Origin of the sequence: Siphonobacter sp. (genome assembly GCF_048595215.1) — a bacterium.
GTDB lineage: Bacteria > Bacteroidota > Bacteroidia > Cytophagales > Spirosomataceae > Siphonobacter.
The window spans coordinates 1-11,684 of the sequence record NZ_JBMDWJ010000153.1 but is presented as its reverse complement, the minus strand read 5'-3'; the positions used below and the strand labels follow the sequence as shown (position 1 = coordinate 11,684).

Annotated in this window: 9 protein-coding genes and 1 pseudogene; 7 read left to right on the top strand and 3 right to left on the bottom strand. The window is 50.4% G+C overall.

The window, feature by feature from the left end; genetic code table 11:
* The 5 genes from ACOJTG_RS09075 to ACOJTG_RS09055 all read left to right on the top strand — a co-directional run.
* The coding region (locus tag ACOJTG_RS09075) for a phosphoenolpyruvate carboxykinase (ATP) (protein ID WP_420153524.1) at window positions 1–551 on the top strand (551 nt) is incomplete at its 5' end.
* 63 nt (window positions 552–614) lie between these two features.
* A complete protein-coding gene (locus tag ACOJTG_RS09070) occupies window positions 615–1,952 on the top strand; it encodes a cation:dicarboxylate symporter family transporter (RefSeq protein ID WP_420153523.1) in 1,338 nt (445 codons plus the stop codon).
* A gap of 36 nt (window positions 1,953–1,988) precedes the next feature.
* Window positions 1,989–2,978 (top strand): class 1 fructose-bisphosphatase, encoded by a 990-nt coding sequence (fbp, locus tag ACOJTG_RS09065; RefSeq protein ID WP_420153522.1) that lies wholly within the window; start codon window positions 1,989–1,991, stop codon window positions 2,976–2,978.
* Between the two features lie 113 nt (window positions 2,979–3,091).
* Window positions 3,092–4,561 carry a porin gene (locus ACOJTG_RS09060; protein ID WP_420153521.1) on the top strand — a complete coding sequence of 490 codons (1,470 nt, stop codon included), beginning with the start codon at window positions 3,092–3,094 and terminating at the stop codon, window positions 4,559–4,561.
* Window positions 4,562–4,786: 225 nt separating this feature from the next.
* Complete coding sequence (locus ACOJTG_RS09055; RefSeq protein ID WP_420153520.1) at window positions 4,787–5,365, top strand: RNA polymerase sigma-70 factor; 579 nt, start codon at window positions 4,787–4,789, stop codon at window positions 5,363–5,365.
* A 283-nt stretch (window positions 5,366–5,648) separates the two neighbouring features.
* Here ACOJTG_RS09055 and ACOJTG_RS09050 read toward each other — a convergent pair whose 3' ends face one another.
* Entirely contained in the window at window positions 5,649–6,284 is a 636-nt protein-coding gene (locus ACOJTG_RS09050; protein ID WP_420153519.1) for a hypothetical protein, read from the bottom strand.
* A 149-nt stretch (window positions 6,285–6,433) separates the two neighbouring features.
* On the opposite strand from ACOJTG_RS09050, the gene ACOJTG_RS09045 reads away from it, so the two are divergent.
* Window positions 6,434–7,189 carry a LytR/AlgR family response regulator transcription factor gene (locus ACOJTG_RS09045; RefSeq protein WP_420153518.1) on the top strand — a complete coding sequence of 252 codons (756 nt, stop codon included), beginning with the start codon at window positions 6,434–6,436 and terminating at the stop codon, window positions 7,187–7,189.
* A gap of 383 nt (window positions 7,190–7,572) precedes the next feature.
* Window positions 7,573–8,190 (top strand): PepSY-like domain-containing protein, encoded by a 618-nt coding sequence (locus tag ACOJTG_RS09040; protein WP_420153517.1) that lies wholly within the window; start codon window positions 7,573–7,575, stop codon window positions 8,188–8,190.
* A gap of 166 nt (window positions 8,191–8,356) precedes the next feature.
* Here ACOJTG_RS09040 and ACOJTG_RS09035 read toward each other — a convergent pair whose 3' ends face one another.
* Window positions 8,357–10,900, bottom strand: a complete 2,544-nt coding sequence (locus tag ACOJTG_RS09035) for a TonB-dependent receptor (protein ID WP_420153516.1) — start codon at window positions 10,898–10,900, stop codon at window positions 8,357–8,359.
* A 361-nt stretch (window positions 10,901–11,261) separates the two neighbouring features.
* Window positions 11,262–11,684 (bottom strand): annotated as a pseudogene (locus tag ACOJTG_RS09030) (hypothetical protein); the annotation flags it as partial.

The following is an 11,684-nucleotide window of genomic DNA, read 5'->3' as shown; positions in this document are numbered from 1 at the left end:
CGGATGCCTTTGGGGTACTCCCGCCGATTTCACGCCTGACGACCGAACAGGCGATGTATTATTTTATTTCAGGATTTACTTCCAAACTGGCCGGAACCGAAGTCGGTGTGAAAGAACCGCAACCTACATTTTCGGCCTGCTTTGGGGCGGCGTTTCTTCCGCTGCACCCCTCCCGTTATGCTACTCTGCTGGGAGAAAAACTAGAGCAGAGTCAGGTCAACGTCTGGCTAATTAATACCGGCTGGGTGGGCGGCCCGTACGGAACTGGCGAGCGGATTAAACTCCGCTATACCCGGGCCATGATTACGGCAGCCATGCAGGGCGAACTGGATCAGGTAGCCTTTCATTCCTTTGCTCCTTTTCACCTGTCCATTCCGGTCGAGTGCCCCAACGTCCCCGCTGAGTTGCTGAACCCCCGGAAACACTGGCCAGACCCAGTTGCCTACGATCACCAGGCGTATCAGCTGGCGAAGTCGTTCCAGCAAAACTACCAGAACTATCAATCCGATGCCACGCCAGCCATTACGCAGGCCGGTCCGCGTATCGCTTAATCCTACCCACCCGCGACCAGCGGCGACTGGTCGCGGGGTACTCAAATTCTAATCTCTGAAACTATGAAAAAGTGGCTAAGTAACTTAACATTCTGGGTTTTGACGGCCATTACGGCGGGTATCCTTCTGGGTCATTTCAAACCGGAATGGGCCCTACTAAAAGTACTCGAAGAACCGCTTAAGGGCCGATTTATGGGCCAGGAACTGAGTATCGGCACGACCATCAGTGAGGTATTCAGTGGCCTTTTCATTAGTACCGTCAAACTCTTCATTAACCCTATTATTTTCCTGACGATTACCCTCGGCATCGTCAGTATGGGTGATTTGAAAAAAGTCGGTAAAGTAGGAGCCAAAGCCCTGCTGTATTTTGAAGTAGTTACGACCCTGGCCCTGGTGATCGGCGTGGTGATTGCCAATCTTATGAAGCCGGGTCATGGCGTAGTGACCAATCAGGTCAAAGGTGGGGATATTTCGAAATACACCCAGAAAAGTACCGAGTTTAGCTGGCTCCATTTTCTTCAGGATAACGTAACGTTGCAAGTATTAATCGTGGCGATTCTAGCGGGCGTTGTATTCAGTCAGTTACGTTCCAAGGACGTGATTGTAGCGGGAATGAATCGGGTCTCTAAAGTTGTTTTCAAAGGGTTACATAAAGTCATGTTACTGGCCCCAGTGGGAGCTTTCGGGGGTATGGCCTATACCATTGGCAAGTACGGGCTGGAAACCCTCTTTCCTTTAGCCAAACTGATGGGTACGGTTTATACCACGATGGCCTTATTCATCTTCGGAGTACTGGGTATGATTTTACGTTCGTGCGATATCCGAATCGTGGATTTTCTCCGGTACATCCGGGCGGAATTGCTGATCGTACTGGGGACCTCGTCGTCGGAATCCGCCTTACCCTCACTGATGGAAAAACTGGAACGAATGGGCTGTGCCAAACCTGTGGTAGGGTTGGTCGTGCCAGCGGGTTATTCGTTTAATCTGGACGGTACTACGATTTACCTGTCGATGGCCACCCTGTTCCTGGCTCAGGTCTTCAACGTGGATTTAAGCCTCACTCAACTGCTCACGATCATCGGTATTCTCATGGTTACGTCCAAAGGAGCCGCCGGGGTAACCGGTAGTGGATTTGTCGTGCTGGCTTCTACGCTGACGGCAGTAAAAGTAATCCCCATTGAGGGCCTGGCTCTCCTGCTGGGAGTCGACCGCTTCATGTCGGAAGCCCGCAGCATCACCAACTTCATTGGGAACGGCGTAGCCACCATCTGGATCGCCAATCACGAAAAAGCTCTGGATCGCGAGCAAATGAACCGGGCGTTTGGACTGGCTCCCGAAAAGGCACCCACGGTTTCGACCGATACACTCGCACGCCCTTCGGCAGCATTGGTGAGTAAATAATCAGATCGAATTCACCCCAAAACTTATACTAATCCTATGAATACTGTCGTAACCGTACCTTCCGTAGGCATCACCCTGGATCGGTTTATTCTCCGAAAACAGAAAGCGTTTCCATCGGCCACGGGTGATCTTTCCCAGGTATTGCGGGATATTGCCCTGGCCGGTAAAATCATCAGCCGTGAAATCAATCGTTTTGGCCTGGCTGATCTTACGGGAGATACGGCTACCGATAATGTTCAGGGAGAAATGCAGCAAAAGCTGGACTGGATCGCTCACGTTCGTTTCATCCGGGCTCTGGTCAACGGCGGGGAAGTGTGTGGTATTATTTCGGAAGAAGAAGCGGGTATCATTGACACGGGTAACCCGGAAGGAAAATACGTCATCGCGATGGACCCCCTGGATGGTTCCTCCAACATTGATGCAAACGTAGCCATTGGGACGATCTTCTCCGTCTATCGACGGGTCTCGCCGCTGGGAACTTCGCCCACCGTCGAGGACTTTTTGCAGGGCGGTCGGCAGCAGGTCGCCGCCGGGTATATTCTCTATGGCTCTTCTACCATGCTGGTGTATTCAACGGGTTGCGGTGTCGATGGCTTTACTTACGAACCTACGTTGGGGGAATACATCCTTTCACATCCTGACCTGACTTTCCCGGTTTCGAGCAAGACGTTTTCCTGTAACGAAAGTAACCAGCGGGATTTTCCACCCTTCGTGATACAGCGGATTCAGGAATTTTACGATCAGCGATTCAGCAGTCGTTACATCGGCTCCTTTGTCGCTGACTTTCACCGCAATCTGATCAAAGGAGGCATTTACCTGTATCCACCTACGCAAACCCATATTCAGGGGAAATTACGACTGATTTATGAGTGCTACCCCATGGCTTTTCTCGCCGAACAAGCCGGGGGTAAAGCCATTGACGGACAACAGCCCATTTTGGACATCACGCCTACCTGTTTTCATCAGCGTACGCCCTTATACATTGGTTCACCTGCTCTGGTAGACTATTTCGAGATTCCTTCCTGACGATCATCCAATCGTTTTTACTGCCATTGGTTGCTGGCACCTCAGGCGAGCGTGTCTCCGTATCGCTTTATCTCATTTAAAATATAATTTATCAAATATTTAATATAATTATTATGAAATATATTTTTCTTATTCTGCTGACTTTCAGTGCGTACACGGGTATGGCTCAACTGGCTTTACATTCCGTGGTGGCTCTGGATACGCTTCATAGGTCAAGACCTATCCCCTCTGTTTCAGGAAAAGATACCGCTCGGGTGAAACCTTCCATTCGACCTGTCACTCCTCCTTACGAAGGGCTGAAAATCAAACTCAGTCCCGATGGAGCCAAGTACCTGGCCTTCAATCTCTGGAGTCAGGTATGGATTCGTTCCATCGAAAACAATCCGGGAACGCTCGTGAACGGGATACCGCAGGATCATGTCTGGGACGTCAGCCTTCGCCGTACCCGGGTTCGGGTCATCGGGCAGATGTCCCCGCGTTACTTATTTGTCATTCAGTTTGGGATGAACAACCAATCCTTTAACAGCGGCGGTGGAACCGGTACCGGAGCCAACGGTTTAGGTAAAAAACCTCCGATTTTCTTTCAGGATGCGTATAGTGAATTTGTGGTGGTTCCCACTTTAAACCCGGTTACTAAAAAATCGGCTGACTTTTCACTGTCCATGGGAGCCGGGTTGCACGCCTGGAATGGCGTCAGCCGCCTGACCAGTCCGGGTATCACCAGCAGTCTCACGCTGGACGTACCCGTTTTCCAATGGCCTAATATTGAAGTTTCGGATCAGTTCAGCCGTCAGTTGGGCGTTTTTGCCAAGGGCATGTGGAAGAATCTGGCGTATCGTTTTCACGTCAACAAACCGTTCACCACCACGCTGACGCCCACCGTTGGCGGAGCCGCCGTTGATAACAATCAGGACGGGAAACCGGCGTACGGGGGCTACGTTAATTACCAGTTCAAGGATAAAGAAAGTTTGCTGACGGCCTTTTTCCCCGGTACGTATCTGGGTTCCAAACATGTCTTCAACATTGGACTCGGCTTTTACTACAATAAAAACGCAACCCTCTCCCAACCCGAAGCGAACGTTTTCAGGAAACACGATGAATTAACCCTGGCACTGGATGTTTTCTGGGATCGTCCCATCGGTGACCCGGCCAAACGCATGGCGATGTCGGTATATAGCGGTTTGTATCAATACGACTTTGGCCCCAATTACATTCGCAGTTCGGGCATTATGAATCCCGGTACTGCGAACCCTAATGCCACGGAACAACGGGCCGCGGAAGGCCCCGGTAACGCCCGATACCTATCCGGCACGGGTACGCTCGCCTACACGCAGGTGGGTTTTGTACTTCCACAATTCAGTTCGGCTGTGCGTGTGCAACCCTATGTGGCTCACAGTTACAAAAACTTGCAGGCCCTCCGGCAGCCGGGCCACTATTACAACCTCGGCACTGCTTTTCTGCTCGACAATCATCAGGCTAAAATCACGGTTGAATACAACAGTCGTCCGTTGTACAACCCCGCCACCAAGCAGATCTTTTCCCGGGCGGGCGAGCTGATCGCCATGGTACAAGTATCGCTGTAATAGCGTTACTGCGATTTTCAATAAAGCAGTACTTGCAGGGTCCACTGCATACGTTCGCGTTTAAACGTGGGATATAGATAGCCGCCTGGCCTGTGTAGACCCAGTATTTTTGCTCATTACGCCGGGAATAGCTCCCTAATCTCCGCCGAACTATAGTACTATTTGTATATTTAGTTTACATTTAGCTTCTTAACCATAGATGTAAACATTTTTTCAATTAGTCCGTTGGCAGCCCTGAATCGCTGGAGTGATGCGGAATTATCGCAAGCCCTGCAAGAAAACAACCGAGCCGCTTTTTCTGAGATTTACGAACGGTACTGGAAACCGCTCTACCGGGCGGCCTATCAGAAAACACGTTCCAAAGAAACGGCCGAGGAACTGGTTCAGGATCTGTTTGTGAGCCTTTGGCAACGCCGAGAAACGGTACAGATTCAGGAGTTGAAACGCTATCTGTTCACCGCCCTCAAGTTTTCCATTATTCGACTCATTGAATCTGAGCAGGTACACGAAAAGTTTGTGAGCTATTACCAATCGTTCCTATCCATCGAAGACCGAGTTACGGAAGATGTACTGGACATGCAGGATTTGTCAGAAGCAATTGAACGAAACCTGCGGGAACTACCGGAGAAATCACAGGAGGTCTTTCGGCTCAGTCGTTTCGAACAGCTTTCCATCCCCGAAATAGCCCAGCGACTTCAGGTGAGCGAGAAGGCCGTTGAGTATCACCTCACCCGTGCCCTCAAGCACTTGCGGGCACACTTACACGAAATCGCTCTAGGCCTGATGTTGAGCCTTTGGAAGTAGATCATCAGGAGTAACCCGCTTTCCGTATAGATTAGCCTTCTCCCGTACTACCCTTCGGCTCGCTTCCAGTAAAGCCCAGCTTCTGTGGACAGATTAGATTCACCGTATCTGAAACCTTTTCCGGACCGGATTGCTCGCGGGCACCACCCTTCGCGGCTCGTTACCCTTTGCCACAGCTATTTCCCTTTTAAATAATCAGGACAGGCAGGTGCTGGCTCGGTAGAGTTGATCTTACTGACCCTGGTATACGGAAGTTCTGGGGAAAACCACGGAATACCTGACCTTAAACCATCTTACGCTTCGACTGCCGACTCATGAACCAGACCATGAGAATCAGACCCAACACCGACGGTCCGAGCTGGCTATAAGGCTTGAATTGCGGTAACGCATTTCCCGAAAAAGCGGACAGCAACGCACTGAATGCCGAAAACATTTTATAGATATGCTCGTACAGCCAGCCGCCTTTGAGTCGTTCGTGCAGCCAGTAATGTTTGACGACATCGTAGGTAGTCACCAGCCACAAGGCCCCGAAGGTGGAATACGTTACGGCCGGGTTCCAGCTAGCATCGGAGGACTTGGCAATCCACAGAAAACAGATACCTGAAGTCAGAGCAATCAGGGCCCAGACTACGTCCTGCCGGGAACTGCGGTTTTCGCGGAGTTTGACCGCCCGCCAGCCCGCATAGCTGACGTAGCCCGCCAGTAACGTAAGCATAACCAGAAAAGGACTCGCCCGAAAGAACACCGCACCGAGCAGGCCCGTACCTACCACCACGCTGATGGCATACAGAAACCAGCGACCGAATCGCGTATGAGCCCCCCGCTCTTTTGGAACTAGTAAGGCCAGCAATCCAAGGCCCAAGGCAATCAAGCCGAAGCAAATGTGAATGATCAGGTTAATGAGATGGAGGATGGGCATAAAACGTCCGTTTTGAATGATGAAGCTCAAATCTGTCGGACTTTTCGGTTCCTTCGCCGCCCTTGGTGACCAGATGATTTCGCTAGTGACCAAGTTCTTTCGTCACTCTTTCCTTTCGCAGGCACCCATTCTGCTCGTAAATTGCCCCTATGGAGAAAGTTTTACGTTCGGTTCTGGTTCGTAACCTGTTGGGACTGCTGGCCTTGCTGGGCGTGCATTACGTGTCGGATCGGTATTACATTCAGGAGCGAAGCGGTACGAATCAGTACCTACCCTATCTCTTCCTGCTTAGTTTGTATGCCTGGCTGGTATTTCATAATCGAATCCTCTACGAACGACTGTACCTGCGGCAACGCAAACGGGACTACCTGCTGTGGACGTTACTGATCATGAGCCTCAATACGGTGAGTATGTACACGATTCTGAAACTACAATTTTGGGTAGATTACGCACTGCCGCTCATCCTTAGCTTCTGGGTACACACGCTGGCGGGCTTCGGGATTTACGCGTTTTACCGCAGTACGCTACCAACCCCAGCCGTTACCAAACCTGTCCTGACTGAACCACTCCCTTTAGCAAATACAGGGGAATTGAGTTGCCTGGTCAATGGGGAGAAAGTGGTCATTCCCTACGGTGAAATCAAGTATCTGGAAAGTCTGGAAAACTACGTAAAGATCATCACCGCCCGAAAAACGCACGTAACCCGCCTGACAATGAAGGAAGCCGAGGAGCGGTTACCCAAACCGACCTTTGTACGCATCAGTCGGTCACACCTGATTAATGCTGCCCACCTCGAAACGCTCGAATCCGACAGCCTGACTATCGGCGGAAAAAGCCTGAAGATCGGGAAGGTTTACAAACGGTATGTGAGTGAGCAACTGACGGAGCTGGGAGTGTTGAAGTAGCGGGTATTGAAGCAGTACGGTGAGTTGTTTGTGACGCTTTGCTACACACCAACAACGGCGGTTAATACTTTTCAACGGCGGGGTGATCCAGTGCCTCATCCAGCTTTCCTGGTCATGTAAAGTGCTACAATTACTCGTTAATAAATCGAATTTAGTACCCTATTGACTCAAGGGCTTTGCCATTTTCTACGTACTTTCCTTCCTCCCTATCGTGGTCTTTCCTACTACTCAACCGTCGATTTTGAAATAAAATACTACTAGTTGCCACGCGGCTACGGAGTACCGCGTACTACTTCTTGAACGCGTTTATAAACGATCCTAACTGGCCGCTAGGATAAGCCGTAGTATGGTTCAATGGGTTTACATCTTATTCGCAATTTCCTATGAAAAAGTATCTCTGGGGTTTTCCCTTCTTTGCTCTGCTAGTAGGAGCGTTTCTGTTCAGTTGCCAGCAGGAGGACGTTTCTTCCTCAGCGGAGGAAACGGCTACCGATGCCGTCACCGCAACTGCAGCCCGCTACGCTGCCCAAATCGATTCAGTAACCTCGAAACACTGTAAAGGCAAATTAACAGCCATCGATTCGACGGCATTGCCCGCCACTATTCTGACCTACCTTTCGACCAACTACCCTAAAGCCGCCATCGCCTTTGCCGGAACGGACGCGAGTGGGAAATACGTCGTGGGTATTGTGGTGGACGGTCAGCCGAAAGGCCTGCTTTTTGACGCCAGTGGTGCCTTCACGAAACTGCTGGAACACTACGGCAAACGGGCCAAGTTAACGCCCGTAGCCACGGCTGACCTGCCTGCAACAATCACGACGTATGTCTCCATGAATTACGCGGCAGCGACCATCAAAAAAGCTGGCAAAAACGCGGATGGAACCTATTTCGTTGCGATCAGTACCAGCGAGACTATTAAGGTTCTGGTCTTTGACGCTTCGGGTAGTTTCAAGGAAGAACAGACGCCGCCGAAAGGAAAAGGGCATCGGGGGCGAAAGTAAGGGGTGAAGAAAAGTTATTGAAAAGAAGTACGTTCGTTCTCATAAGAAAGTACTTCAGTTACCATCAGAAAAAAATTCAAAACGGCTTTACATTTAACTAGCAACGAAAAAAGGTAATCGCAGCCAACTACGATTACCTTTTTGCTATTCAAGTGACTAAGATATCTTAGTACGTATATCGAATCGTTACCCCGTACATCCGCTGATCGCCTACGATTCCGGCGTATTGGCCGTAGCTGCCGGGAGCTGCCAGTAACATTTCGTAGTAGTTTTTATTGAAGATGTTGCGGGCCCAGGCGAAGAAGCTCAAGCCATTGGAGGCCCGGAAACCGGCCCGGCCGTTTGTCAATGAGTAGCCTTCAATGTTCAGGTACTGCGAAGGTGACGGACTGGATGAAAATTTCGAGCGATAGAACACATCCAGACCCAGGAAGTAATTGCCTTTCAGTCCCAGCAGGTTGCCATTGGTATGGGCTTCTCCCCCAACCGACCCCGACCACTTGGAAATACCCGGTAATTCACCGCCTGAAATATCCTTAAACGCCTGAGCTCCTCCGACTTCTTCCAGGGGCACGGGAGCGTTCGTAAACCGTACGTACTTGCCATCAGTATAGGCTACTGCCGCGTTAAAATTCAGGTTTGTAAAACGCAGGCTTCCGTCCAGCTCCACACCCTGTACCCGCACTTTTTCGGCATTGGCCAGATACCCCCGGTTTACACCCGGTTCCGGTGTTTGGACCTGCGTCTGGAAATCATCAATGTCCGAGCGATATAACGTCAGGTTCAGAATGGAGTTGGCCGAAGGTCGGGTTTTGATACCCAGTTCCTTATGAGCCACGTATTCGGGCTTCACATTCGCCAGGTCAATCAGGGTTACGCCGTTCGCCGTAGGCAATCCACCCACGTTTACGCCAATGGGCTTGTAACCAATGGAGTACGTAGCATAGGCGTTGATCTTATTCGTCGCTTTGTACTGAAGCGAGAGTTGTCCGGAGAAATTACCCTGATCATAATCCGTGTGGAAAGATTGATCGGTGTATACCAGTCGCTGCAACGCTAAAAGAGCCGCATCGGTCGTTTGCAGGCCACCGTAGGTCTTGCGGTCGTAGTCCACCACTTTCTTGTCGTAGTTATAACGTACACCGGGTAAGAAGTGTAGTTTTTCGGTAATGGCCCAATCTGCCTGAGCAAATACGGCCAAACTGGTACTACGGATGCGGTTATTGGTGCGAATACCGAAGTTATCGAACAAGCCCGGCGTTTTCCATAAAGCACTGGTGGTACTCTGAGCGAAACGCCACTGGGCTGAACCCGCCTCTTCCGTTTGTACCGGATCGGATTTTAAATCCTGCCAGAGTCCGAATACCCCAACGACGCCGCTGATTTTAGAAGAAATTTTACCCGAATACCGAACCTCCTGCGACCACTGATCGTGGACCGAGTTACCGGAAGAAATCGTGAATACGGGCAATCCAATGTAATCCCGGTCGTTCAGCGGCGTCCATTTCCAGTACCGCCACGCGGAAGTAGCCGTCAGCGTTCCGTTCCCAATCTTGATATCCGCATTCACTGATACGCCGCCCAGTTGGTTGTCGGCTTTGGAAGGCGTATCCAGATCCAGTTTTCGTTCGAAAGCACTCTGGTAAGGTAGCTTATAGCTCAGGTCGGCAATAATGGCGTCGAACTGCCGATACGCGGCCCGTTTAGTAGGTACCACACCCGCTACCGGCCAGCCGTATCCGTTCGGTTTCTGATTGGACACGTCGCCAATCAGGGTAATTTTTACGTTGTCGCTGGGGGTGTACAAAAACTGTCCCCGAACGCCAATGTTATTGATGTCGTTGATGGGCAATTGCGTATGCACATTGTAAAACAGCCCATCCCGTTGCGTACCCGTAAAGGAAACACGAGCGGCCAGTTTTTTACCCAGCGGTCCCGTTAGTGAACCTTTCGCCTGGATAAAGCCGTAATTACCGTAGCTTAATTCGAAGTTTGCTCCGGGCGTGAAGCTGGCGGCCCGGGTCGAAATGTTAAATGCTCCCGCCGTGGTGTTTTTGCCAAACAGCGTTCCCTGGGGACCGCGGAGTACTTCAATCCGGTCGATGTCGATGAAGTCCAGAGCTGTAGCGGCCGGACGAGCATAGTATACACCATCGACGTAGAACCCTACGCCGGGGTCAATACCGTCGTTGGTGAGTCCAAAGGTGGAGCCCAATCCTCGAATGTTCAGCGTGGTATTCCGGGCATTGGATACGTACAATTGCACGGTAGGCACCAGTTCTTTCAGTCGGTTGACGTTGAAGGCACCCGCGTCTTCAGCCCGGGAACCCTGAATGACGGAAATGGGGATGGGTACTTCCTGAGCCGACTCCTGACGGCGGCGGGAGGAAATAATCACGTCGTCGAGTTTGTTAGAGGCGGGTTCCAGGTTGATCGTCACCTGTTTATCGTTGACGACGACTTCTTTTTTGGCATACCCCACAAAGGATACGATGAGCGTGAAAGGCAGTTTTTGTCCGGTCCGGAGGTTGAACTGTCCGTTGGCGTCCGTACTGGATCCGTTGGTCGTTCCCTTGATAACGACGGTGGCCCCCACCAGCGGATCGCCGGAAGTCGCATCCAGTACAATTCCGGAAACGGTAGCATTAATAATGGGTTGATCCTGAGCTTTTCCTGAAAAAGCAGTCAGCAGCAAGCTGACCATAAGCATTATGGTAGTGGTTCTCATGTACAAGCGAAAGAAACGTCTTGGGAACAGATGTATGGTTTCCTACAAATGGGTTAAAATCACGGTAACTTCTAGAAGAAATCCGCTATCGAAAGTCAGGAAGCTTTCAACAATAAGGGACGACTCTTGGAATCATAGATGGCTTTTGAAAGTTGCGGTGGCAAAACTAATGAAATAAAAGATATAGTATATAGTTTTAGTAGACTTTATGAAGAAAATTGTATTTCCGAGATGTAACTTATACTAAAAAGCTCCTGGTGCAGGATCTAAACCCTGTACCAGGAGCTTTTGGTAATCCTTCACTAGTACCTGTACGTGCCAGTTTCCAACTGCCTTCCCCTAATTACTTTCCAATCACTACCTCATCAATATAGAACCGCGTGGGTGACGTAGGAATATCCGCATTCGGTAAAGGCGGGTCGTTGGTTTCGTTGGGCGTTTGTCGGTTAGGGAGATTACGGTAGGGTCCGGTCCGCAGAGATAAGCGTTCGATGGATTTAACCGCCTCGGCCAGCTGAGCTTTTTTCAGTACCGTTTTGCCGTTCACGTTCAGCGAATAATGACCCTCTGGCGTTGCTTTCGTCTGGACTTCCAGTTCGTACCAGCGACCTTTTTCGTAGGATTGTAATACTTTCTCGGTACTACCGTCCGTAGCTATAATCTGATTTTTTTCGTTGAAACGAATCCGTACGGGTCGGTTCCCAAATTTATCGGTTAAGTCGATCTCAAATAATCCTGTATTGGATGTATCGGAGTATACTTTCAG